Here is a 24,424-nt window from a genome sequence, read left to right on the forward strand (position 1 = left end):
GCGCAGAGCACACCGCCAGCGTGAGCGAGTTCAGAGCACTGGTTGATCAGCGAAGCACTCAGAGCGTGTCCATGTGAGAATGGCATCGGGTGCTCCCCGCAGCGAAATAAAGGAGGAGCGAAGCGGGGGACATTCGCGGAGGGGAGCACCCGGTGTCAGTCGCACGCGCCCCGAATGACCCCGCATCCAGAGAAGCACACGCCCCAACAGAAACCTGCACGATCCCGAAGAGTTCAGGAACAGCGCGCGAAAAACGCGCCCCGAGCCAATCAGCGGTAGCGACGCACCACCGACTCGGCCACGCACGCCGGCTTGGTCACGCCTTCGAGTTCGATCGTGGTCTCCCAGGTCATCTGGAAACCATCGTCCGCAATCGCCTCTGACGTCAGCAGCTTCATGCGCGCACGCAGACGCTTGCCCACCGGCACCGGCGACATGAAGCGCACCCGGTTCATTCCGTAGTTCACGCCCATGCGCGACTCCGTCACCGCGATCGCCGTCTCGAAAAAGCGCGGCAACAACGACAGCGTCAGGAAACCGTGCGCAATCGGTGCGCCGAACGGACCTGCCTTGGCCCGCTCCACGTCCACGTGAATCCACTGGTGGTCGCCCGTCGCTTCGGCGAACTGGTTCACCTGCTCCTGCGTGATGGTGATCCAGTCGCTCACGGCGACCTCCTGGCCGACGCAGGCGGCAAGATCCTGAAGGGTCTGGAATGTCTTTTTTGTCATGCGGGGCATTCTGAAGCCAACGGCGTTCGGCCTGCTGTCGGGCTTGCGACAACCGGGCTCAGGGCAAACAGGGGATTGCGGGCGCCGCCGGGCTGCCCCAAGGCGACCGAGCCTCCCCCATGGGGGGTGGAGAATTACACGCAGCGAAGCGGAGTGAAAAGCCGGGGGGCCTCAGTTTTCGAGCCAGTCGCAGATCGGCTGCCACTGCTCCAGGTCGCGCTGCACCCGCCCCGGCGCGATGTCGAACAGCGTGAGCCCGCGCGCCGCCAGCTGCACGTAGTTCTGCGTGTCGCGCAGCTCGCCCAGCACCGGCACGCCCAGGCCTTCGATGAACTCGTGCAGCCGGTCGGCCGCCAGCGTGCGGGCGTTCACCCGCATGCCCACCAGGCCGATCTTCGTCTTCTCGGCGCGGCGCTGCTCCATCAGCCGGTCCAGGAAATCGCGCGTCGCGTAAATGTCGAAGATGCTCGGCTGCAACGGCACGATCACCCGGTCGGCCAGCCCCAGCACTTCCTTGAATCGCCAGCCGTGCAGGCCGGCCGGCGTGTCGAGCACCGCGTGCGTGGTGCCGCGCGGCGGGCGCACCACCGTGCTTTCACCCGTGGCCTCCCAGGTCAAAATGGGCCTTGCCTGCGGTGGGCGCAGGCCCAGCCAGAGCCGCGAAGACTGCTGGCGGTCCACGTCGCCCAGCATCACGGCATGGCCGCGGCTCGCGAAATAGCCCGCGATGTTCGTCGCGATCGTCGACTTGCCAACGCCACCCTTGGGGTTGGCGACCAGAACCACGGGCATGAAGATCTCCTCCAGAGTTGGAACAGGTCCGCATCGTAGTGCCTGCTCGCGAAACACCGCGGAACCGGCTTCGCCGGGCCGCCGGTGTTGCCCCGGCAGGGGGTTGGAGAAGCGACCCGAAGTGCGGGGAGCCTGGGGGAGAGGCTTCTTTGTTATGTTCGCGGCATGACGACAACAACATCCATGGGAAACCCCGCCGACGAAACCGGCGGCATCTACGTGCTGGCGGCTCACCCGCACTGGCGTGACTCGCGCGTCAACCGGCGCATGCTGGCGGCCGCCCGCGGCGTGCCAGGGGTCGATGTCAACGACCTCTACGGCAGCTACCCCGACTTCGCCATCGACGTCGAGGCCGAGCAGGCCCGGCTGGCCCGCGCCAAACTGGTGGTGCTGCTGCATCCGATCCAGTGGTATTCGATGCCGCCGCTGCAAAAGCTGTGGCTCGACGACGTGCTCGGCTACGGCTGGGCCTACGGCCCCGGCGGCACCGCCCTGCAGGGCAAGGACTTCTGGCTGGTCGCCACCACCGGCAGCCCCGAGCCCAGCTACCACCCGCAGAGCTACCACCGCTACTTCTTCGACGCCTTCCTGCCTCCTTATGAGCAGACCGCCGCCCTGTGCGGCATGCGCTTCCTGCCGCCGCTGGTCTTCTACGGCGCGCGCAGCGCCCCCGAAGCCGAGGTGAAGGCGCATGTCGACGTGTTCGCCCAGCGGCTCGGCAGCTACCCCGCGTGGCCCGAACTCGACGAGCTCGACGTCTGCGTGGCCTGCCCGGTGCCGGAAACCGACCGCCCCAGCGACGCCGACGACATCGGCAAGGTGGTGGCCGGCGCCTTCCATTCCGCGATGAGCCGCAGCCTGGCCGCGGTGTCCACGGCCAACGGGGCCAATGGGGTCAACGGGGCGAACTCCAGGGAAGGCGCGGCCTGAGCATGGAACACGCACCCGCCTGGCTGACCAGCAGCCTGATCTACCTGAGCGCCGCCGTGCTGGTGGTGCCGCTGTCCAAGGCCCTGGGCCTTGGCTCGATCATCGGCTACCTCGTGGCCGGCATCGCCATCGGCCCCTGGGGCCTGGGCCTCGTTTCAAGCGTCGAAGACGTGCTGCATTTCGCCGAATTCGGCGTGGTGCTGATGCTGTTCCTCGTCGGCCTCGAGCTCGAACCCAAGCGCCTGTGGAACCTGCGCCGGCCCATCTTCGGCTGGGGCGCCGCGCAGGTACTGAGCTGCGCCGCAGTGCTCTTCGCGGTGGGCTGGGCCGTGGGCGCCGAGTGGCGCGTGGCGCTCGTGGCCTCGCTCGGGCTGGCGCTGTCTTCCACCGCCATCGCGCTGCAGGTGTTCGGCGAACGCAACCTGCTCAAGACGCCCAGCGGGCAGGCCGGCTTCTCGATCCTGCTGTTCCAGGACGTGGCGGCCATTCCCATCCTTGCGCTGCTGCCGCTGCTGGCCGGTGCCACCGCCGCCGAGCAATCGATCAGCGGGCTCGACCGCGCGCTCGAGGCGCTGAAGATCATCGGCGTCATCGCCGGCATCATCCTCGGCGGCCGGTTGCTGCTGCGCCCGCTGCTGCGCTGGATTGCGCGCAGCAACACGCCCGAGATCTTCACCGCCGCGGCCTTGCTGCTGGTGGTGGCCATCGCGGCGCTGATGCAACTGGTCGGCCTGTCGATGGCGCTCGGCGCCTTCCTCGCCGGCGTGCTGCTGGCCGAAAGCGAATACCGGCGCGAGCTCGAAACCGACATCGAGCCCTTCAAGGGCCTGCTGCTCGGCCTGTTCTTCATTGCCGTGGGCATGTCGATCAACTTCGGCGTGCTGCTCGCGAGCCCCGGGCTGATGGCGATGCTGGTGGTCGGCTTCATGGTCATCAAGCTGGTCGTGATCTACGCGCTGGCCAAGGCCATGGGCCTGGCCTACCAGGAGCGGCCGGTGTTCACGCTGCTGCTGGCGCAGGGCGGCGAGTTCGCCTTCGTGGTGTTCCAGGCGGCCGGGCCCGACGTGCTGCCGCCCCACATCACCTCGCTGCTGATCGGCGCGGTGGCGCTGTCGATGCTGCTGTCGCCGCTGCTGCTGGTGCTGCTCGACAAGTTCGTGCTGCCGCGCTACAGCCGCAACCAGGGTCCGCAGCTCGAAGAGATTTCCGAGCAGCAGGACGCCAAGGTGCTGATCTGCGGCTTCGGCCGCTATGGCCAGATCGTCGGCCGCATGCTGATGTCCCAGGGCCTGCGCGTGACGGTGCTCGACCACGATGCCGACACCGTCGAAGGCCTGCGCCAGTTCGGCTTTCGCGTGTTCTATGGCGACGCCACGCGGCTCGACCTGCTGCGCACCGCGGGCGCCGGCTCGGCCAAGGCCATCGTCGTGGCGGTGGATGACATCGAGCAGTCGCTCGAAATCGTCGATCTGGTGAAGGAAAACTTTCCGCAGGCCCGCATCATCGCGCGCGCCCGCAACGTGACGCACCTGTTCCAGCTGCGCGACCGCGGCGTGACGGATGTCGAGCGCGAGGTGTTCGAGTCGTCATTGCGCAGCGCCCGCTCCACGCTCGAGGCACTGGGCTGGCCGGCGCACGAGGCGCGCGAGTCGACCATGCGGTTCCGCCAGCGGAACATCAAGCTCAGCGACGAAATCTATCCGCACTACAAGGACCGCGCCAAGCTCATCGCTGCCAACAAGGAAGGCCGCCAGCAGTTCGAGGAACAGATGGCGCGCGAGCGCGAAGAGCGGCAGCGCCGCTCGGGGCGCGACTGGGACCGGCTGGAGGAGGAAGAGGAAGAAGAAGCCCGGGCAAGGCAAGCACCCTGAAGTGCCTGCGCCGCCTGAATGGCGTCGCGAGCTGGAGTTCGGGGACAAGCCCCCTAGATCATCGGTTTGCCGGTGCCTGCCACCATCCCTGCACGCGGCAGGCGGATCCGAATCTCCGTGCCGCCGCCGGCGCGTGCCGCGGCAATCGCGTGCCCGCCGTGCGCCTTGCAGATTGCATGGACGACCGACAGGCCAAGACCTGTTCCACCTGCGTGCCGCGAACGGGATTTCTCGCCGCGCCAGAAGCGCTCGAAGAAACGCGAGAGGTCTTTGTCATCGGGCGAGATGCTCGCGCCTCGGTCCCTCACGATCAATTCGACGCTCAGGTCTCCCGCCTCGAAGTCGATCTCCACGATGCCTCCGTCGCTTGCATGGCGCACCGCGTTGTCAATGAGCGCCGACAGGACTTGGCCGAGCCGGCTCCTGTCCCCGCGCAGCGTCTGCACTGCATCGGCATGATTGACGGCCCGCAAGCCGCACTTGCACAGGGCGGGGCCGGCCCACGAGATCCGTTCGTCGACGAACTCGCGCACGGCGAACTCGGTGATCTCCAGTTGAAGCCTGTCGCCCTGAACGAGCGACAGGACCTGCAGGTCACCGATGATGTGCTGGATCTGCACGAGCTGGTCCAGCACCGTGGCGATCTGCGCCTCTTCCAATGGAAATACCTGATCGATGATGCCCTGCAACCGTCCCATCGCCGCGGTCAGGGGTGTCCGGAGCTCATGCGCGATGGCGGCGCTTGAATCGTGAAGCTCCCTGTCATACGACTCCAACTGCTGGGCCATCTTGTTGAAATGGGTGGCAAGACGTTGAAGCTCGGCGGGAGCGGTCTTTGGAACGGGTGCACGCGTCGAAAACTGCCCGACCGAAACCGACTCGGCGGCCACGACCACATGTGAGAGCGGCCGCGCGATGCGACGCGCCAGGATAAGAGCAAACACCACCACGAACGGGATGATGGCCAGACTCAACAGCGCCTGCACGAGCAGGTCCTCGGTATCGGTGGGGGAGACGAAGAGATCGGAATACTGCGTGTAGATCTCGTGGAGTCGCTTCGTATTCTCTTTCGGCGCATCTTCGAGCCGTCCCAACTCCGCCGCTATTTCCGGGGGCAACTGGGAGTTGATTCTGTCCGACCAGATTTCGTAGCGAATCCACATCCCGACCTGCACGGCGGCCGTCGCGGCAACGGCCAGGGCAACCATGCGCCAGGTAAGCCACGCCCACAGCGATCGTCGCGACGGCATGGCTAGGCGCTGCTCAGGCGATAGCCGACACCTCGGACCGCCAGGGGAATGCCGGTGACACCGCGCTCCTCCAGCTTGCGGCGCAGGTTATGCACATGCGTGTCGACAACACGCTCGAGCGCGTCGCTCTCGGGCAGGGATGCCTGCAGCAGTTCGAACCGGCTGAAGGCCTTGCGTGGGTGTTGCATCATGACCGACAGGAGCTTGAACTCGGTGATTGTCAGATCGAGCGGGGCTGCGTCGCCCGCGGCTTGCACGGTCACGGCGTCGAGATCGAGTTCGAGCGCGCCCCAGGACAGCCGAGCCGGCGGCGCGAGGGGAGGCGTCCGGGTACGTCGCAGCACAACCCGCACGCGCGCAACGACTTCTTTCGGATTGAAGGGCTTGACCACGTAGTCGTCGGCGCCGTATCGAAGCGCGCCGAGCTTTTCGGCTTCCTCATTGACAGCCGAGACCATGATGACCGGGACATCGCCGGCGCGCCGGATGGCGGCAAGCACGTCGCTGCCGCTCAGCCGCGGCAGCATGTAGTCCAGCAGCACCAAGGCCGGTTGCCACTGCCTGAACACACGCAACGCCTCTTCTCCATCGAGGCAGTGCGCCGTCTGGTAACCCTCGTGCCGCAGGTAGGCGGAAAGCACATCGGCGATCTGGGGATCGTCTTCGACAATCAGGATGCGTTCGTCGGTCATAGAACTGTCAATGTGCGGGACCGACACATCGACGCCTCGGCGATCGCGCCGCCGGAACATCGCCAAAGCCCCGCGTGTGCCACTGCCCTCGCGCGGCGCGCAAGCCATATCCGTCGCACTCGCGGAATCTTAACGCGCCAGGATTTTCCGCGCGCAAGGCAAGACACACGGCAGCACACGCGGCTTGACCCAATCTTGATGGAAGTTGCAGAGCTTCTGAACATGAGCGCGCGAGCATCAGGTTTCAGACCATCTTCCCCAGGCGTCCAACCGGACCCGGGCATCTTCGAATGTTGTTCTCGCCAGCAGATACCGCGTCAGATCCCGCAGCCATCCAGCCCTTCCCTGTTGCGCCTCGCTCCCTGTCGCGCATCGAGCGCTTCTTCCTGCCGCTTTTGTTTGATGTTGCGCGGCGGCGCTGCGCGTCTCACGCCATCCTTTTGTTCACAACCCTCGGGGTCCTTGCCGTATGGCTTTTCTATTGGTTCGGCCCCTGAATCACCCGCACCGGGACTTCATGCACGCAGGATCAACCCACAAACAAGTCACAACCATGCAGAAGCAACACCTTCTTCGCCGTCCATTCCCAGGCATGCGCCGCCTCGCAACCGTCCTCTCGATGGTGATCCTCACCGCCTGCGGTGGCGGTGGCGGTGGCGGTGGCGGCGGTTCGGATTCGGGCGCACTCCCGCCACCACGTCCCATTTCCGCGCCTTCCATGAATGACGCACCACAGACCGCCGTCACATTCACCGCGACCGACGACGATCTCCCCAATCCCGAGCGCGGCTTCTACCGCTGGAGCTGGAGCGACCTGGACACGGTCACCCGCGACGACGCGGACGATGCCTACAAGAACGGGTACCGCCTGCTGTACTCCAAGCTGAACCTGTCGGCCTACCGCAATGCAGAGCTGCCCCCGACACTGCTTGCCCAAGTGGAGACCGCCCTTGGCAACTCACGCGCCGCCGGGATGAAACTGGTCGTGCGCGTCGTCTACAACTATCCGAAAACGGAGGTCGACTACCGCAACGCACAGGACGCGCCGCTGTCCCGCGTGCTTGCCCACATCGAGCAGCTCAAACCGGTACTGCAGCGCAACGCCGACGTCATCGCATTCATGCAGGCCGGCTTCATCGGCGCCTGGGGCGAGTGGCATACCTCGTCCAACAACCTGACCGAAGAGGCCCCTCGCAACAAGATCCGCGATGCCTTGCTCGCCGCGCTGCCGACGAGCCGCTTCATCCAGCTGCGCTATCCCTCGTACGTCATGGAAGGCACACCGCAGTTGCCGACATGGAGTGCCGCGCATACAGGCACGCAGCGCATCGGCGTGCACAACGACTGCTTCCTCGCGAGCAAGACCGATGTCGGCACCTACGACGACGACGCCACGATCGCGGGGAATCAACGCAAGTACGTTGAGCTTCTGGGAAGCTTCGCGCCCTTCGGCGGCGAGACTTGCGACCCGGTTGACGAGGTGAACGCCGAGCTTCGCACCCAATGCGCCGACATTCTTGGCGAAGGCGCAAGATACAAACTGACCTACCTCAACGACAAGTACTTTCGCACCAAGTTCCATGACAAGTGGGAGCAAAACGGCTGCATGGCCGAGGTGCGCCGCAGGATGGGCTACCGACTGGTGCTGTCGAAGGCCTCCCACGCCAGCGCTGTCGTGCGTGGCCAGACGCTGAGCGTCCAGCTTTCACTGCGCAACGGGGGCTGGGCGCGCATCTTCAATCCGCGCGGAGTGCAGTTGGTGCTCAAGCACGCCGTGACCAGCGACGTCCGCCGCCTGGACGCGACCGGCGCCGATCCACGCACGTGGATGCCCGGCACCAACGATCAAGCCGCGACACTCACCACCACGCTGCCGGCCGATCTTCCCACCGGCAGCTATCAACTGTGGCTCGCGCTGCCCGATGCCGACGCGCGTCTGGCCGCCGATGCCCGCTTCGCAATCCGCTGGGCCAATGCGGACAACACGGCAGCCGGCCAGCGTTGGGATGCACAACTGGGCGCTTTTGCCCTTGGCTCCATCGTCGAGGTGAAGTGACGCGTGAGTCCTAGACCGCGATGGTCAGGTACACACCTTCGCGGCCCACCACCGGCGCGCGCGTCGGCATGAAGATCGTGCAGCCGTCGCAGGGCGAACGGATTTCGCGGCCCGCGTCGGTGGCAATCAGCTCGCCCTTTCCGAAGACCTCGAAGCCGATCACGGGCCGCGCGAACGCGAAAGAGTCGGACTGCACCATGTGCACTTCGAGCAGCCGGAACCGGCGCGCGGGCTGCGCGGGCGCCGCTGCCTCCGGCAGCGAATCGACGAGCCCCAGGTGCGCCAGGAAACGCAGCGAAACGTCGGTCGCCAGGTCCGCGGCCGACTGGCTGAAATGCTGGCCGCACTCGACCACCACCGCGCCGCCATCGATGCCCGCCTGGCCATGGCGGCCGTAGCCCGTCACGCCCGTGCCGGGTGCCGCGCCCACGGGCATCACGAGGTGCACCAGCGGATGGCCCACCGCCAGCGCCAGCCCCGCATTGCGCTCGAACTCCGGGTAGACCCAGAAGGGCTGCACCGGCGCACGCGTGGAATGAATGTCCAGCATGTAGTCGGCCGCGTCGAGCACCGGCCGCAGCTCGCGCGCGCGGCGCAGCTCGGGGCTCTGCTGCGTGCCATCGAGCATGTCCGCCGACCAGATGCGGTTGAGGTTGTGCACCAGCTGCCGGTTCTCGTAGGGCCGTTCGATGTCGAAGGCGTTGTAGGCCTCCACATGCGCAAAGCTCACGGTGAGCGTGCCGATCTTCGGCCGCACGCCCGCATCGAGCAGGTGCGTGGCCGCCACCATGCCGCAGATTTCGTTGCCATGCGTCAGCGCATTCACCAGCACGTGCGGCCCCGGCCGGCCCGATGCAAAGCGGTGCACGTAGTCGATGCCGGTGTTGCCCTGCCGGTAGGCCGAGATGTCGCGCGGCAGCACCTCGAGCGGCGAGGTCTCCGCGGCAAATGTCGATGCGGGTTGCGTCATGCGCTCGGCCACCCGTTCACTCGCCGCGGATGCCCGCGCGCTTGACCATCTCGCCGTACAGCGCGAGTCGCTCCGACATCATCGCGGTGAACTGCGCGGGCGATTGCACCTCGGGCGACAGCGAGCCGCGCGCCAGCAGCGCCTCGGCCATGGCCGGCTGCTCCGCCACCGAGCGCACGGCCTTGTGCAGCGCGGCAATCACCTCGGGCGGCGTCTTCGCGGGCGCGGCCAGGCCGATCCACGAGGTGGTGTTCAGCACCGGATAGCCCAGCTCCGCGAAGGTCGGCACATCGGGCAGCGCCGCCACGCGCGCCGGCGCGGCCACCGCCAGTGCGCGCAGCTTGCCGGCCTGCACGTGCGGCAGGAAAGGCGCGAGGTTGTCCAGGCCGAACTGCACTTCGTTGGCAATCAGCGCCGTCACCAGCGGACCACCGCCGCGGTACGGCACGTGCGTGGCATTCAGCTGCAGCTGCGACTTCATCAGCTCCACATTGAGCTGGCCCATGCTGCCCGGCCCCGCGCTGCAGAAGTTCAGTTCGCCGGGGCGCGCCTTCACCAGCGCGACGAATTCCTTGAAGGTCTTCGCGGGCACTGCCGGGTTCACCAGCAGCACGTTGATGGAACGGGCCAGCTGGCTGATGGAAATGAAATCCTTGATGGGGTCGTAGCCCGGGTTGGCCTGCGTGAGCGGGTTGGCCAGGTGCGAACTCTGCGACGACACCACCAGCGTGTAGCCATCGGGCTTGGCGCGCGCCACCTGCGCGCTGGCGATGGAGCCGCCGGCGCCGGCGCGGTTGTCGATCACCACCGCCGTGCCCAGCGCCTTCGACAGCGGCTCGGCATAGAGCCGCGCGATCAGGTCGACCGAGCCGCCGGCCGGGAACGGCACCACCAGCGTGATCGGCCGGGACGGAAAGGCCTGGGCATGCGCTGCCATGGGCAGCAACAGCGCCGTCAATCCGGCGCCGAGAATCTCGCGCCGTCCGAGAACGGAAGCTGCGGTGGTGGGGCTCATGGGAGAAGTCCTTGTGTCCTGGTGCGTGGGGAGGGCTGGCGAATCCGGGCTCGGATTCGTGCGCGCATTTTTGCAAGCGCGTCATATTTTTGCAATACTCGTTGCAAAAATGAGGTTTCCCCGATTCCGCATGCAGAATGCCCCGCGACCATGAATCTGAACCAACGCATCTCGGGTTACGGCAAGAAGCTCACCAAGACCGAGCGGCTCCTCGTCGAGGAACTGCAGGCGCACCACCCGCAGGGCCTGCTCGAATCCGCAACGAGCCTTGCAAAGAAGGTCGGCACCAGCGCATCGACCGTGGTGCGGCTGCTGGCCAAGCTGGGCTACGAGAGCTATGCCGAGGCGCAGATGGAAGCCCGCTCCGAGGTCACCGCCCTGCTGGCCTCGCCCGCCACGCGCGCCAACGCCGTGATCAACGACGACGCGTCCATTCGCTCGTGCCTGGACAACGCGCTGCTGCACGACCAGCACAACCTGGCCGCCACCTTCGCGTCGCTCGACGTGGCCGCGTTCGAAGCCACCGTGCGGCTGCTCACGCAGCGCAAGGTGCGCGTGCACGTGCTCGGGCAGCGGCACGGCGCCTCGTTGGCCAGCCACCTGGCACTGCACCTGAACATGTGCCTGCCCGACGTGCGCCTCATGACCTCGACGAGCCCGCTGCTGCTGGAAGACCAGCTGCTGTGGATCGACGAGCACGACCTGCTGCTCACGCCCACCTTCAGGCGCCACTCGCTGGCGATTGCGCGCGCCGCGAAGTACTTTCGCCAGAAAGGCGCGAAGGTCGTGGTGCTCACCGATGGCCCGACGGCGCCCGCCGCCGCATCGGCCGATCACCTGCTGCTGGTGCGCACCTCCAGCGCGTCGCCCTTCGATTCGTACACGGCCGCGCTGTCGGTCTGCAATGCGCTCATCACGGCCGTGGCGCAGCGGCGCAAGAAAGAAATGGGCGCGGCGCTGGAGCGCGGCGACGCGCTCTGGGAGCAGCACTGGAACGACGCGGCCGATCCGGCGCGCCGGACGCCTTCAGGCCGCTGAAGCCGCGGGCTTGTCGAGCCCCAGCAGCCGCACCGCGTTGCCCTTGAGGATGCCGGGCATCACCTCGGGCTTGAAGCCCGCCGCCTCGAAGTCGCGCATCCAGCGGTCGGGTGTGATCAGCGGGTAGTCGCTGCCGAACAGCACGCGGTCTTTCAGCAGCGTGTTGGCGTACTGCACCAGCTGCTTCGGAAAGTACTTGGGGCTCCAGCCCGACAGGTCGATCCACACGTTGGGCTTGTGCGTGGCCACGCTCAATGCCTCGTCCTGCCAGGGAAAGCTGGGGTGCGCCATCACGATCTGCATGTCGGAAAAGTCGATGGCCACGTCGTCCAGGTGCATCGGGTTGCTGTACTCCAGCCGCAGGCCGCCGCCGCAGCGCATGCCCGAGCCGATGCCGCTGTGCCCGGTGTGAAAGATGGCCGGCAGCTTGTATTCGGCAATCACCTCGTAGATGGGCCAGGCCATGCGGTCGTAGGGGTGGAAGCCCTGCACCGTCGGGTGAAACTTGAAGCCCTTCACACCATGCTCTTCGATGAGGCGGCGTGCCTCGCGCGCGCCCATCTTTCCCTTGTGCGGATCGATGCTGGCGAAGGCAATCATGATGTCGCTGTTGTTCTGCGCGGCCTCGGCGATCTCTTCGTTCGGGATGCGCCGGCGGCCCATGTTCGATTCGGCATCGACCATGAACATCACCAGGCCGATCTTTCTTTCGCGGTAGTACGCCACGCTCTCGGCAATGGTCGGGCGGCCGCTCGATCCGAAGTACTTGTCGGCGGCGCGGTCGTACTCCTCGCCGTAGTTGTCGAACGGGTTCCAGCAGCTCACTTCGGCGTGGGTGTGGATGTCGATCGCAATCAGGTTCTCGGTGTCCATGTCTTTGTCTCCGGTACGGGTAAGTCCCTAGGATTCAGGAGGCTCAAGCGCCTTGAATTGATTATTTCTCATAACCATAATCCAACGCAACCCCGAACATCACCATGACCCATCCAGACCTCCAACTCGACATCCGCGACGAAGTCGCCATCGTCCGCCTGACGCGCGGTGCCAAGCGCAACGCCCTGTCGGACGGCCTGATCCTCGCACTGCGCGACACCTTCGAGCAACTGCCCTCCAGCGTGCGCGCCGCCGTGCTCGACGGTGAAGGCCCGCACTTCTGCGCCGGCCTCGACCTGAGCGAGCTGAAGGAGCGCGACGCCGGCCAGGGCATGCAGCACTCTCGCCTGTGGCACGCCGCGCTCGACCTGGTCCAGCAGGGCCCGGTGCCGGTGGTCGCGGCGCTGCACGGCGCGGTGGTCGGCGGCGGACTCGAGCTGGCCAGCGCCTGCCACATCCGCGTGGCCGACCGCAGCACCTTCTACGCCCTGCCCGAAGGCTCGCGCGGCATCTTCGTGGGCGGCGGCGGCTCGGTGCGCATTCCCAAGCTGATCGGCGTGGCCCGCATGACCGACATGATGATGACCGGCCGCGTCTACAACGCCGAAGACGGCGAGCGCGCCAACTTCGCGCAGTACCTGGTCGACGAAGGCCAGGCTTTCGACAAGGCCTTCGAACTCGCGAAGCGCATCGCCACCAACGCGCCCCTTACCAACTACGCGCTGATGCATGCGCTGCCGCGCATCGCCGAGCAGTCGGCCGACCACGGCTTCTTTACCGAGGCATTGATCTCCGGCATCGTGCAGAGCGCGCCCGAAGCCAAGGCGCGCGTGCGCGACTTCCTCGAAGGCCGCGCCGCGAAGGTGAGCAAAGGATGACCGCCGTTCGATACCGCCCGCTGGCCTTCGGCGTGACCCGCGCGGTGTTGCGCGACGGTGCGCCGGGCACGCAGTACCTGCAGGCCGAGACCACGCTCGAGGCCTATCGCGAGCGCATGACCGACCGGCTCGCGCACTGGGCCGAACAGGCACCGGACCGCACCTTCATCGCCCGCCGCGAACGGCTGGCCGACGGCAGCACCGGCGACTGGCTGCGCGTGAGCTACGCGCAGGCACTGCAAGCGGCGCGCGGTATCGGACAGGCACTGCTCGACCGCGGCCTGAACGCGGAGCGCCCGGTCGCGATCCTCAGCGAGAACGGCATCGAGCACGCGCTGCTCGCGCTCGGCTGCCTCTATGCGGGCGTGCCCTACTGCCCGGTGTCGCCGCCCTACTCGCTGGTGAGCCAGGACTTCGAGAAGCTGCGCCATGTGTTCGACACGCTGACACCCGGGCTGGTGTTCGCCACCGATGCCCCGCGCTTCGCAAGGGCCATCGCGGCAACCGTGCCGGCCGGCACCGAGGTCGTGCTGTCCGAAGGCACGCTCGAAGGCCGCGCCACCACCCCGTTCAGCGCGCTTGCCGCCACGCCGGCCACGCCCGCCATCGACGCGGCCATGCGCGCCACCGGCCCCGACACCATCACCAAGTTCCTCTTCACCTCGGGCTCGACCAAGATGCCCAAGGCGGTGATCAACACGCACCGCATGTGGTGCGCCAACCAGCAGCAGCTGCGCCAGTCGATTCCCGCGCTGGGCGACGAGCCACCGGTGCTGGTCGACTGGCTCCCCTGGAACCACACCTTCGGCGGCAACCACAACGTGGGCATCGTGCTGGACAACGGCGGCACGCTGTATGTCGACGACGGCAAGCCCACGCCCGCCGGCATGGCCGAGACGCTGCGCAACCTGCGCGAGATCGCGCCCACCATCTACTTCAACGTGCCGACCGGCTTCGAGGCCATTGCCAATGCGATGGAAACCGACGCGGTGCTGCGCCGCAACCTGCTGTCGCGCGTGAAGATGTTCTTCTACTCGGGTGCCGCGCTGTCGCAGCCCGTGTGGGACAGCCTGCACAAGACGCAGGAAGCCGAAGTCGGCGAGCGCATCGTCATGGGCACCGGCCTCGGCATGACCGAGTCGGGCCCCTTCGCGCTCTACGTGACCGGGCCCGAAGTGAGATCGGGCGACGTGGGCCTGCCCGCGCCCGGCATCGAGCTGAAGCTGATCGAGGTCGACGGCAAGACCGAGGTGCGCTACCGCGGCCCCAACATCACGCCCGGCTACTGGCGCGCGCCCGAAGCCACTGCCGAGGCCTTCGACGAAGAAGGCTTCTTCTCGACCGGCGACGCCGTGAAGTGGATAGCCGACGACAACATCCACCGCGGCCTGCGCTTCGACGGCCGCATTGCCGAAGACTTCAAGCTCGCCACCGGCACCTTCGTGAGCGTGGGTCCGCTGCGCGCGAAGATCATCGCGGCCGGCGCGCCCTATGTGCAGGACGCGGTGCTGACCGGCATCAACCTGAAGGAAGTCGGCGCGCTGATCTTTCCGACGCAGAAGGTGCGGCAGCTTGCCGGCCTGGATGCGGAAGCCACCATGCAGCAAGTGCTCGAAAGCGAACCGGTGCAGGCGCACTTCCAGCAGGTGGCCAACGAACTGGCCGCCATGGGCACCGGCAGCGCCAACCGCATCGCGCGGCTGCACCTGATGGCCGAGCCGCCTTCCATCGACAAGGGCGAGGTGACCGACAAGGGCTCCATCAACCAGCGCGCCGTGCTCAAGCACCGCGCCGCGCTGGCCGATGCGATGCATGCCGGCACCCTGCCCTTCACCCTCGTGCCGCGATAGGCCACACCAGACATTCCAGGAGACAAGCACCATGAAAATCGAAGGACAAGCCGCACTCGTCACGGGCGGCGCATCGGGGCTGGGCGAAGCCACCGCACGCGAGCTCGCACGCCTGGGCGCCAAGGTCGCCGTGCTCGACCGCAATGCCGCGCTTGCTGAAAAAGTGGCGACAGAAATCGGCGGCATTGCCTGCGTCTGCGACATCACCGACACCGACAGCGTGAACGCCGCGCTCGACAAGGCAGAGGCCGCGCACGGCCCCGCGCGCATCCTGATGAACGTGGCCGGCATCGGCAGCGCCAAGCGCATCGTCGGCAAGGATGGCAACCCGGCGCCGCTCGAAGATTTCGTGCGCGTGGTCAACATCAACCTGATCGGCGGCTACAACATGGCGCGCCTCTTTGCGGCACGCTGCGCGAAGCTGGAAGCACTCGACAACGGCGAGAAGGGCGTGATGCTCTTCACCGCGTCGGTCGCGGCCTTCGACGGCCAGGTCGGCCAGCAGGCCTACAGCGCATCGAAGGGCGGCCTCGTCGGCATGACGCTGCCGATGGCGCGCGACCTGGCGCAACACGCCATCCGCGTGTGCACCGTGGCGCCGGGCCTATTCGCCACGCCGCTGCTGCTGGAGCTGCCCGAGGCCGTGCAGCACTCGCTGGCCGCGTCCATTCCCTTCCCGCCGCGCCTGGGCAAGCCTTCGGAATTTGCCGAGCTGGCCTGCCACATCGTCACCAACGGCCATCTCAACGGCGAAGTGATTCGCCTAGACGGCGCCCTGCGAATGGCGCCGCGCTGATTCCAGCCCCCAGCAGCAAACCAGGAGACAAGACCATGACCAACCGACGTCAGTTCGTGACGGCGCTCGGCGGCACCGCCGCGCTCGCCGCCCTGCATCCCCTTGCCGCGCTCGCACAGGCGGTGCAGCAGCAGGTGAAGATCTACTACGGCTTCCCGGCCGGCAGCGCGGGCGACAGCGTGGCGCGCCGCGTGGCCGACAAGTTGGGCAACACGCCCTTCACGCAGACCAACCCGGTGGTCGAGAACAAGCCCGGCGCGGGCGGCCGCATCGCGCTCGACACGCTCAAGACCTCGCCCGCCGACGGCTCGGTGCTGTGCTTGGCGCAAGCGTCGGCGCTGTCGATCTACCCGCACATCTACACCAAGCTGGCCTACGCCATTCCGGACTTCGCGACCATCTCCATCGGCGCCGTGATGACGCACGGCCTGGCCGTCGGCCCGATGGTTCCGGGCAGCGTGAAGACGCTGAAGGACTACATCGCCTGGGCCAAGGCCAACCCCGGCCAGGCCAGCTACGGCTCGCCGGGCGCGGGCTCCACGCCGCACTTTCTGGGCGCGCTGCTCGGCCTGAGCACCGGCACCGACCTGCGCCACGTGCCCTACCGCGGCTCGCTGCCCGGCATCAACGACGTGGTGGGTGGACAGATCGCCTCGTGCCTGACGCCCGCCGGCGACTGCCTGCCCTTCGCCAAGGCCGGCAAGCTGCGCGTGCTCGCCACCTCGGGCGCGCAGCGTCCGGCCTACCTGCCCGACGTGCCCACCTTCACCGAGCAGGGCTTCCCGGAAATCGTGGCCGACGAATGGTTCGGTTTCTTCGCGCCGGCAAAGACGCCCGCGGCCGTCATCACGGCGGCCAGCACGGCGACCCAGGCCGCGCTCAAGGACAAGGCCGTGGCCGACGGCCTGCTGTCGGTGGGCCTGCTCGCGCACGGCTCTTCGCCTGAAGAGATGAAGAAGTCGCTGCAGGCCGAGTACGAGCGCTGGGGTCCGCTGGTCAAGAAGATCGGCTTCACCGCCGAGTCCTGAGACAGATGCACTACCAGCCCCGCCCCGAAGACGTCCGCTTCCTGTTGAACGCGGTGCTCGATGCGCCTTCGCGCCTGAATGCACTCGCGCCCTTTGCCGAGGTCGACCAAGCCCTGCAGTCGCAGGTGCTCGAAGAGGCCGCGCGCTTCGTCGGCGAGGTGGTGGCGCCGATCAACCGCGAGGGCGACGAGGTCGGCTGCCGCTTCGACGAAGGCGATGTCATCGCGCCACCGGGCTTTCGAGCGGCGTATCAAGGCTTTGTCGATGGCGGTTGGCCCGCGCTCTCCGCCGCCACCGAAGACGGCGGACAAGGCCTGCCCGCCGTGCTCGAAGCCGTGCTCTACGAATGGCTTGCCGCGGCCAACCACGGCTTCACGATGGCGCCGGCCCTGCTGCATGGCGCGTACGCCTGCCTCAAGCACCACGCCAGCGAGGAACTGAAGCAACGCTATCTGCAAAAGATCGCGACCGGCGAATGGCTGGCCACGATGTGCCTGACCGAAGCGCATGCGGGCAGCGACCTGGGGCAGGTGCGCACGCGCGCCGAGCAGCAGGTTGACGGCAGCCTGCGCGTAAGCGGCGGCAAGATCTTCATCTCGGGCGGCGAGCACGACCTGACGCCGAACATCGTGCACCTGGTGCTGTGCCGCTTGCCCGATGCGCCCGCGGGGCCGAAGGGCCTGTCGCTGGTGCTGGTGCCCAAGCTGCTGCCCGACGGCACGCGCAATGCAGTGCACTGCGAACGCATCGAGGAAAAGATGGGCCTGCACAGCAGCCCCACCTGCAGCATGCGCTTCGACGATGCCACGGGCTGGTTGGTCGGCGAGCCGGGCCACGGCCTGGCCGCGATGTTCGTGATGATGAATTCGGCGCGCCTGCATGTGGCGCTGCAGGGCATCGGCCTGCTCGATACCGCATGGCAGAAAGCCGACGCGTATGCGTCCGAGCGCCGCCAGATGCGCGCGCCCGGCCCCGTGCCCGCGAGCCGAGGCAACGAGCCCGCCGACCTGATTGCCGAGCACCCCGCCATCCGCCGCATTCTCGACACGCAGCGCGCCTGGATCGACGGCGCGCGCACCCTCGCCTACCGCAGCGCGCTGATGCTCGACGTGGCCGTGCACGACGCCGACCCCAAGGCCCGCGAGCGCGCGCAGCGCTGGTGCGCGATGGTCACGCCGGTGCTCAAGGCCGTGTGCACGCAGCAGGCCTTCCATGGCGCCAGCGAATGCCTGCAGGTGTTCGGCGGCCACGGCTACGTGCGCGAATGGGGCATCGAACAGGTGGTGCGCGATGCGCGCGTGACGATGATCTACGAGGGCACCAACGAGATCCAGGCCATCGACCTGCTGGTGCGCAAGGTGCTGCCCGACGGCGGCGCCGCCATGTCGGCCGTGCTGCTCGAACTGCGCGACACGCTCGATGCATCGCGCGAGGCCGACGCCGACGTGCAGCGCCGACTGGCCCAGCTGCGCTACATGGGCACCACCGTGGCCATGGCGGCGCATGCCAACCCCGTGCTGCCCTACGAAGTGGCCGACGACTACCTGCGCGTGGTGGCGCTGGCGATGATGGCGTGGGCCTGGGCCCGCATCGAGGCGGCCGACGAGGCTGTCGCCACGGACGGTCCGGGCCGCGCCATGCGGGCACGGGCGGCGGCCGCCTTCCGTCGCTGGGTGTTGCCGGAATTCGAGATGCGGCTGGGCATCGTCAAGCGCGCCTGCGAGACCGTGGCGCTGACGCACTCGGCGGCTGCGGTGCAGCCCCGGGGTGTCGCGCAGTAGGCATCGGCGACCCGCGCGGGCGGTTACGCTCCGGCCATGGCTGCCTCACCAAAATCCGCCCCCGCCAAGACCGACCCGCCGCCGCAAGGCCGTGCCGACAGGCTCGACGCGCGCGTGCTCGAAACCCTGGTGGGCTACAACGCCCGCCGTGCCTGGCTCATCGTGACCGACCTGTTCGCGGAACGCATGGCGCCCTACGGGCTCAAGCAGATCGATTTTTCGGTGCTGTCGCTGCTGGCGCACAACCCGGGCGCCACCTCGCGGCAGCTGTGCAACACGCTCGACATCCTGCCGCCCAACCTCGTGAGCCTCGTGGCCACGCTGGACAGCCGGGGCCTGATAGAGCGGCGGCCGCATCCGCACGACGGGCGCGCCGTGGGGCTACACCTCACGCCGGCCGGCGAAACGCTGATCCGCGAGGCCGAGCAGGCCGTGGTGCAACTCGAGGCCGATGCCAGCGCCAAGCTCACGGCGCGCGAGCGCGAGACGCTCATCAAGCTGCTGCAGAAGATCTACCTGTAGCCGTTGCCGTTGCCGTTGCCGTCGCCGTCGCCGTAGCCGCAGCCCTCAGAGGCCGCGCTCGACCATGTCGATCAGGCGCTGGCCCAGCGAGTGGAGCGTGGCCGCATCGGTGCCGCGCAGCGGACCATCGATGACCAGCAGCGCCAGGCCGTGCACCGCCGACCAGGCGAAGTATTCGGCGTCGGGGCGCCGTGCGGGGTCGAGCACGCCGGCGTCCACCAGCCGGTCGATCGCCGCGCCCAGCAGCTGGAAAGAGTCGAGCCCGCTGGCACCGGCCTTGCCCGGACCCAGCTCGCCATTGCCTTCGTCCGAAATGACGAACGCCGTGCGGAACAGGCCGGGCTCGGCCTGCGCGAATCGCAGGTAGGCGGTGCCGATGGCACGTACCTGCGCCCGCGCGAAGTCGGCGGGCGGCTGGTCGCAGGGCAACACTGCGAGTTCTTTTTCCATGGCGCCGGCGGCGGCCGACAGGGCCGCTTCGCGCACCGCCAGCAACAGCTCCTGCCGGCTGCCGAAATGGCGGTACGCCGCGTTCGGCACCACGCCCACGCGCCGCGTGGCCTCGCGCAACACCACCGCATCCGGGCCGCCGTCGCGGGCCAGTTCAACGCCCGCGTCCAGCAGCGCGCGGCGCAGGTCCCCGTGGCGATAAGTGCTGCGGGCGGGGGGCAGGCCGGCGGGGGCGTTGTTGAGCTTCATCGATTCTCCATGTGGACACTGTCCATTATCTCTGCTATTCTTTGTGGACGGTGTACACAAAGTAATCCGATTGTTTGCGGCCACAGACACCGGGGCCGGAACCACCACCTTCCTCATCCAAAGGAACCGCCATGAAAGTCCAGTCTTATCTTTCGTTCGAAGGCCGTTGCGACGAAGCGCTCGGCTTCTACAAGAAGGCGCTCGGCGCCGAAATCGTGCAGCTGATGCGCTACAGCGAAGCACCCGCCGAAGGCGCCCCCGGCAACAACGCCGAAGCGGGCTGCGCCGGCGGAATGCCCTCTCCCGACAAGGTGATGCACGCGGTCGTGCGCATCGGCGAAACCGAGCTGCTGGCGTCCGACGGCCGCTGCTCGGGCCAGGCCGAATTCAAGGGCGTGATGCTGGCGCTGACCGCCAAGACCGACGCCGACGCGCGCAAGTGGTTCGACGCCCTGGCCGATGGCGGCCAGGTGATGCAGCCGCTGATCCCGACCTTCTTCACCTCCAGCTTCGGCATGCTCAGCGACCGCTTCGGCCTGGGCTGGCTGCTGGTGGTGCACGCCGACTGACATTCCCTGCCAAGACCAACCAACCACACCCGACCTCGACCCCGACCCCGGAGTTTTTTCATGCTCAAAAAAATTGCCCTTGCCGTCCTCGCCCTGATCGCACTGCTGCTCATCTACGCGGCCACGCGGCCCGACACCTTCCGGGTGGAGCGCACCGCGCGCATTGCCGCGCCGGCCGAGAAGATCTATCCGCTGATCGACGATTTCCACCGCTGGAGCGCGTGGTCGCCCTACGAAAAGCTGGAGCCGGACATGAAGCGCACCTTCGGCGGCGCGCCCGCCGGCAAGGGCGCGACCTACGACTGGGAAGGCAAGGACAAGGCCGGTGCGGGCCGCATGGAAATCACCGAGTCGACGCCATCTTCGAAGGTCGCGATCAAGCTCGACTTCATCAAGCCCTTCGAAGGCCACAACACCGCCGAGTTCACGCTGCAGCCCCAGGGCGACGCCACGCAGGTCACCTGGGCCATGTACGGCCCAAGCCCCTACGTGGCGAAGTTGATGGGCATCTTCTTCAACATGGACACCATGATCGGCAAAGACTTCGAGGTGGGCCTGGCCAACCTCAAGACCGCGACTGAAAAATAAGAATCCCGGAACAACACCAAGAAGACTTTCGCTCCCACTCACCTCACCTCAACCCAAAGGAAATCTCATGTCTCCCATTCACGCTTACCTCACCTTCAATGGCACCGCGGCAGAGGCCATGCGCTTCTACGAAAAGACACTCGGCGGCAAGATGCAGATGATGATGACCATGGGCGAAGCGCCCGGCGCCGAGCAGATGCCGGCCGATGCAAAGAGCCGCATCATGCATGCCTCGCTGGCCTACGGCGACGGCATGCTGATGGCCTCCGACACCATGCCCGGCCAGCCCTATGAAGGCATGAAGGGCTTCGGCGTTGCGCTGACCATCGACACCGTGGCCGATGCACAGCGCGTGTTCGACGCCTTCGCCAACGGCGGCCAGGTCACGATGCCCTTCGCCAAGACCTTCTGGGTCGAGGCCTTCGGCATGGTGACCGACCGCTTCGGCACCCCGTGGCTCATCAACGGCGGCAAGCCGCTGGTCTGACCTTTCTACTTTTCTTTCTCTCTTCCTTCCTGTCTGCAGGAGTTCACCCCCCATGACCGACACACTCGACAACCGAAAGCGCTGGCTCGCATTGATGGTGCTCTGCCTTGGCGTCCTGATGATCGTGCTCGACACCACGATCGTGAACGTGGCATTGCCCTCGATCCGAACCGACCTTGGGTTCACCGAGACCTCGCTGGTCTGGGTGGTGAATGCCTACATGCTGACCTTCGGCGGCTTCCTGCTGCTGGGCGGCCGGCTCGGCGACCTGTATGGCCACCGCAGGCTCTTCCTCATTGGCCTGGTGCTGTTCACGCTGGCTTCGCTGGCCTGCGGCATCGCCAACTCGCAGGGCCTGCTGGTGGCGGCGCGCGCGGTGCAGGGGCTGGGCGGCGCGGTGGTGTCCGCCGTGTCGCTCTCGCTGATCATGAATCTGTTCACCGAGCCGGCCGAACGCGCCAAGGCCATGGGCGTCTACGGCTTTGTCTGCGCCGGCGGCGGCAGCATCGGCGTGCTGCTCGGCGGCCTGCTGACGAGCTCGCTGAGCTGGCACTGGATCTTTCTGGTCAACCTGCCGATCGGCGTGGCGGTGTATGCGTTGTGCGTGGCGTTGCTGCCCAGCGCGCGCGGCCAGGCGCATGGCGAAAAGCTCGACGTGGCCGGCGCGGTCACGGTCACGCTGTCGCTCATGCTCGCGGTGTACGGCGTCGTCAACGGCAACGAGGCCGGCTGGGGCTCCACGCAAACGCTGGGCCTGCTCGGCGCGGCCGTGGTGCTGCTGGCCGTGTTCATCGGCATCGAGGCGCGCGTGCAGCATCCGCTGATGCCGCTGGGCCTGTTCCGACTGCGCAGCGTGTCGGTGGCCAACGTGGTCGGCGTGCTGTGGGCCGCGGCCATGTTCGCGTGGTTCTTCATCTCCGCGCTCTACATGCAACTGGTGCTGAACTACACGCCGATGCAGATCGGGCTGGCCTTCCTGCCGGCCAACGTGATCATGGCCGTGTTCTCGCTCGGCCTCTCGGCCAGGCTGGTGCTGCGCTTCGGCATCCGCCGTCCGCTGGCGGCCGGGCTGTGGCTCGCAGCCATCGGCCTGGCGTTGTTCGCGCGCGCACCGGTCAACGGCAACTTCGTGGTCGACGTGCTGCCCGGCATGATGCTGCTGGGCCTGGGCGCCGGCATGGCGTTCAACCCGATGCTGCTGGCGGCCATGAGCGAGGTCGACCCGGCCGATTCGGGCCTGGCCTCGGGCGTGGTCAACACCGCCTTCATGATGGGCGGCGCGCTGGGCCTGGCCGTATTGGCCAGCGCCGCCGCGGCACGCACCGGCGCCATGGAAGCGGCCGGCGCGCAGATGCCGCTGGCGCTCACCGGTGGCTACAACCTTGCGTTTCTTGTCGGCGCCGTGTTCGCGGCGGTGGCAGGTCTGATCGGGGTCTTGCTGCTTCGCACCGCTTCGCCGGGGCAGACGCAGAGCAACAACGACAACAACAACAACAAGAAAGCGGCGACCCCGCCCACGGCAGGCGAGACGGCGTCATGAGCACCACGCCATGCAAGCAGCAACCGCGCCTGTCTTCTTTCTTCAACGGTTCTATTCAATATTCAGGAGAACATCCATGGCTCGCTATGTAGACGGATTCATCGTTGCCATTCCCACCAGGAACGTCGAGGCGTATCGCAAGCTCTCGCGCAAGGCCGGCAAGATCTGGATCGAGTACGGCGCCGTCGAATACGTGGAGTGCATCGCCGACGACGTGAAGCCCGGCAAGCTCACCTCGTTCCCGCAAAGCGTGAAGCTCAAGGCCGACGAAACGGTGGCCTTCTCGTGGATCACCTACAAGTCGCGCAAGCACCGCGACACGGTGAACAAGAAGGTCATGGCCGATCCGCGCCTGGAGGCGATGATGGACATGAACAACCTGCCGTTCGACGGCAAGCGGATGATCTTCGGCGGCTTCAAGGGCATCGTGGAACTCTGACTCGCCCCCAGGCTTCGCGACACTTCGTGTCGCTTCTCCACCCCCTACCCGGGGGCAACACCTGAGGCCCGGCAAAGCCGGTTCCTCGGTGTTTCACGAAGGGGCCTGGCTCAGGCCAGGAAGCCGTCGTAGACGAGCTTCAGGCCGGTGAGCAGCATGCCCGCATACACGAAGCGGTAGAACCACGTCGCGTCGATGCGGCGTGCGATGCGAATGCCGACCCACACGCCGAAAGGCGCGATGGGCATCAGCACCAGCGAGGTGGCGAGCGTGCGAAAGTCGAGCAGGCCCAGCCATGCGTATGGAATCCACTTGCTGAGATTCACCACGAAGAAAAAGTAGGCCATCGTCGCGGTGAACACCACGGGCTTGAGCTGCAGCGGAATGACGTAGGCATTGATGGGCGGCCCGCCCGCATGCGCAATGAAGCTGGTGAAGCCCGAGACGGTGGTGAGCACCGCCCCGACGCCGCGCGAAGGCAGGGGATCGTTGGGCTTGGGCGGAAACAGCAGGCGCTGCGCCAGGAACAGCAAGGTGAACACCCCGACGATGCCGGCCACGGTGTGCGCCGAGAGCATGCGAAACAGCAAAGTCCCAATGACGGTGCCGAGCAGCCCGAACGGAATCAAGAATTTCAGCAACGAGCGATCGAAGTCGCGCCGGAACGCAGCCAGGCCCAGCAGGTCCATGAGCAGCAGCAGCGGCATAAGAATGGCGGCCGCCTGCGGCACGGTGACGGCAAGCGCCATCATGGGCACCGCGAGCGAACCGAAGCCAGCGCCGAAGCCGCTCTTGCTGATACCGAGCAGCAGCACGGCGGGGATGGCGACCGCGTAGAAGTGCGGGTCGGTGATGAGGGGAAAGACCATGGGGTGTGACGACGGACGCAGAAAAAAGCCCGTCGTGGCGGCGGGCTTCCCCGAGCGTAGCAGGCCGTGCGCGATCTCGCTTTGGCACTCGCTTTGGACGTGACCTTGCGTTGCTGTTCGGTTTTTGCGCTACTGCTGATCGGGTCATTCAGGGCGACGC

Annotated in this window: 24 protein-coding genes; 15 read left to right on the forward strand and 9 right to left on the reverse strand. The window is 67.0% G+C overall.

Annotation, left to right across the window (positions count from 1 at the left end; all coding sequences use genetic code 11):
• Positions 1-269: 269 nt before the first annotated feature.
• Both DBV14_RS22815 and DBV14_RS22820 read right to left on the reverse strand, forming a co-directional pair.
• Positions 270-740 carry a MaoC family dehydratase gene (locus DBV14_RS22815; protein ID WP_124462368.1) on the reverse strand — a complete coding sequence of 157 codons (471 nt, stop codon included), beginning with the start codon at positions 738-740 and terminating at the stop codon, positions 270-272.
• A gap of 162 nt (positions 741-902) precedes the next feature.
• On the reverse strand, positions 903-1,523 hold the full coding sequence (locus DBV14_RS22820; protein WP_124462369.1) for a ParA family protein: 621 nt from the start codon (positions 1,521-1,523) through the stop codon (positions 903-905).
• A gap of 165 nt (positions 1,524-1,688) precedes the next feature.
• Between DBV14_RS22820 and DBV14_RS22825 the strand changes: the two genes are divergently transcribed.
• Both DBV14_RS22825 and kefC read left to right on the forward strand, forming a co-directional pair.
• Positions 1,689-2,453, forward strand: coding sequence for an NAD(P)H-dependent oxidoreductase (locus DBV14_RS22825; protein ID WP_124462371.1), 765 nt, complete (start codon positions 1,689-1,691; stop codon positions 2,451-2,453).
• Between the two features lie 2 nt (positions 2,454-2,455).
• Positions 2,456-4,324: a glutathione-regulated potassium-efflux system protein KefC gene (gene kefC, locus DBV14_RS22830; RefSeq protein WP_124462374.1), complete on the forward strand. Its 1,869-nt coding sequence runs from the start codon at positions 2,456-2,458 to the stop codon at positions 4,322-4,324.
• 53 nt (positions 4,325-4,377) lie between these two features.
• Here kefC and DBV14_RS22835 read toward each other — a convergent pair whose 3' ends face one another.
• Positions 4,378-5,574 (reverse strand): HAMP domain-containing sensor histidine kinase, encoded by a 1,197-nt coding sequence (locus DBV14_RS22835; RefSeq protein ID WP_124462376.1) that lies wholly within the window; start codon positions 5,572-5,574, stop codon positions 4,378-4,380.
• 2 nt (positions 5,575-5,576) lie between these two features.
• Complete coding sequence (locus DBV14_RS22840; RefSeq protein ID WP_124462379.1) at positions 5,577-6,266, reverse strand: response regulator transcription factor; 690 nt, start codon at positions 6,264-6,266, stop codon at positions 5,577-5,579.
• A gap of 553 nt (positions 6,267-6,819) precedes the next feature.
• Between DBV14_RS22840 and DBV14_RS22845 the strand changes: the two genes are divergently transcribed.
• Complete coding sequence (locus DBV14_RS22845; RefSeq protein ID WP_185546098.1) at positions 6,820-8,322, forward strand: DUF4832 domain-containing protein; 1,503 nt, start codon at positions 6,820-6,822, stop codon at positions 8,320-8,322.
• A 10-nt stretch (positions 8,323-8,332) separates the two neighbouring features.
• On the opposite strand, the gene DBV14_RS22850 is transcribed toward DBV14_RS22845, so the two are convergent.
• On the reverse strand, positions 8,333-9,292 hold the full coding sequence (locus tag DBV14_RS22850; protein WP_124462383.1) for a succinylglutamate desuccinylase/aspartoacylase family protein: 960 nt from the start codon (positions 9,290-9,292) through the stop codon (positions 8,333-8,335).
• Between the two features lie 16 nt (positions 9,293-9,308).
• A complete protein-coding gene (locus tag DBV14_RS22855; RefSeq protein ID WP_124462385.1) occupies positions 9,309-10,307 on the reverse strand; it encodes a tripartite tricarboxylate transporter substrate binding protein in 999 nt (332 codons plus the stop codon).
• Between the two features lie 150 nt (positions 10,308-10,457).
• On the opposite strand from DBV14_RS22855, the gene DBV14_RS22860 reads away from it, so the two are divergent.
• Positions 10,458-11,345 carry a MurR/RpiR family transcriptional regulator gene (locus DBV14_RS22860; protein WP_124462387.1) on the forward strand — a complete coding sequence of 296 codons (888 nt, stop codon included), beginning with the start codon at positions 10,458-10,460 and terminating at the stop codon, positions 11,343-11,345.
• Here DBV14_RS22860 and DBV14_RS22865 read toward each other — a convergent pair.
• A complete protein-coding gene (locus DBV14_RS22865; RefSeq protein ID WP_124462389.1) occupies positions 11,334-12,218 on the reverse strand; it encodes an amidohydrolase family protein in 885 nt (294 codons plus the stop codon). The genes DBV14_RS22860 and DBV14_RS22865 overlap by 12 nt on opposite strands.
• Before the next feature lie 104 nt (positions 12,219-12,322).
• Here DBV14_RS22865 and DBV14_RS22870 point away from each other — a divergent pair, with 104 nt between their 5' ends.
• Genes DBV14_RS22870 through DBV14_RS22895 form a run of 6 tightly spaced genes read left to right on the forward strand, consistent with a single transcriptional unit; the run spans position 12,323 to position 19,073 of the window.
• On the forward strand, positions 12,323-13,096 hold the full coding sequence (locus DBV14_RS22870) for a crotonase/enoyl-CoA hydratase family protein (protein WP_124462390.1): 774 nt from the start codon (positions 12,323-12,325) through the stop codon (positions 13,094-13,096).
• Positions 13,093-14,946, forward strand: coding sequence for a feruloyl-CoA synthase (locus DBV14_RS22875; protein ID WP_124462392.1), 1,854 nt, complete (start codon positions 13,093-13,095; stop codon positions 14,944-14,946). Before DBV14_RS22870 ends, DBV14_RS22875 begins: the two co-directional genes overlap by 4 nt.
• A gap of 31 nt (positions 14,947-14,977) precedes the next feature.
• The gene (locus tag DBV14_RS22880) at positions 14,978-15,742 is read left to right on the forward strand and encodes an SDR family NAD(P)-dependent oxidoreductase (RefSeq protein WP_124462394.1); all 765 of its coding nucleotides are present in this window, start codon (positions 14,978-14,980) and stop codon (positions 15,740-15,742) included.
• A 35-nt stretch (positions 15,743-15,777) separates the two neighbouring features.
• Entirely contained in the window at positions 15,778-16,770 is a 993-nt protein-coding gene (locus DBV14_RS22885) for a Bug family tripartite tricarboxylate transporter substrate binding protein (protein WP_124462397.1), read from the forward strand.
• A gap of 5 nt (positions 16,771-16,775) precedes the next feature.
• Complete coding sequence (locus DBV14_RS22890; RefSeq protein ID WP_124462399.1) at positions 16,776-18,551, forward strand: acyl-CoA dehydrogenase family protein; 1,776 nt, start codon at positions 16,776-16,778, stop codon at positions 18,549-18,551.
• Between the two features lie 36 nt (positions 18,552-18,587).
• On the forward strand, positions 18,588-19,073 hold the full coding sequence (locus tag DBV14_RS22895) for a MarR family winged helix-turn-helix transcriptional regulator (protein WP_124462401.1): 486 nt from the start codon (positions 18,588-18,590) through the stop codon (positions 19,071-19,073).
• 45 nt (positions 19,074-19,118) lie between these two features.
• Here the strand turns inward: DBV14_RS22895 and DBV14_RS22900 are convergent, their stop codons facing one another.
• Positions 19,119-19,772, reverse strand: coding sequence for a TetR/AcrR family transcriptional regulator (locus DBV14_RS22900; protein ID WP_124462403.1), 654 nt, complete (start codon positions 19,770-19,772; stop codon positions 19,119-19,121).
• Positions 19,773-19,903: 131 nt separating this feature from the next.
• On the opposite strand from DBV14_RS22900, the gene DBV14_RS22905 reads away from it, so the two are divergent.
• From DBV14_RS22905 to DBV14_RS22925, 5 genes are all read left to right on the forward strand, one after another.
• Entirely contained in the window at positions 19,904-20,341 is a 438-nt protein-coding gene (locus tag DBV14_RS22905) for a VOC family protein (protein WP_124462405.1), read from the forward strand.
• A 60-nt stretch (positions 20,342-20,401) separates the two neighbouring features.
• Positions 20,402-20,929 (forward strand): SRPBCC family protein, encoded by a 528-nt coding sequence (locus DBV14_RS22910; protein WP_124462407.1) that lies wholly within the window; start codon positions 20,402-20,404, stop codon positions 20,927-20,929.
• 67 nt (positions 20,930-20,996) lie between these two features.
• Positions 20,997-21,416, forward strand: coding sequence for a VOC family protein (locus tag DBV14_RS22915; RefSeq protein WP_124462409.1), 420 nt, complete (start codon positions 20,997-20,999; stop codon positions 21,414-21,416).
• Positions 21,417-21,468: 52 nt separating this feature from the next.
• Entirely contained in the window at positions 21,469-22,956 is a 1,488-nt protein-coding gene (locus DBV14_RS22920) for a DHA2 family efflux MFS transporter permease subunit (RefSeq protein ID WP_124462411.1), read from the forward strand.
• 76 nt (positions 22,957-23,032) lie between these two features.
• Complete coding sequence (locus tag DBV14_RS22925; RefSeq protein ID WP_124462413.1) at positions 23,033-23,395, forward strand: DUF1428 domain-containing protein; 363 nt, start codon at positions 23,033-23,035, stop codon at positions 23,393-23,395.
• Between the two features lie 110 nt (positions 23,396-23,505).
• Here DBV14_RS22925 and DBV14_RS22930 read toward each other — a convergent pair whose 3' ends face one another.
• Complete coding sequence (locus DBV14_RS22930) at positions 23,506-24,264, reverse strand: sulfite exporter TauE/SafE family protein (RefSeq protein ID WP_124462415.1); 759 nt, start codon at positions 24,262-24,264, stop codon at positions 23,506-23,508.
• Between the last annotated feature and the right edge of the window lie 160 nt (positions 24,265-24,424).

This window comes from Variovorax sp. KBW07 (genome assembly GCF_003852515.1).
GTDB lineage: Bacteria > Pseudomonadota > Gammaproteobacteria > Burkholderiales > Burkholderiaceae_C > Variovorax.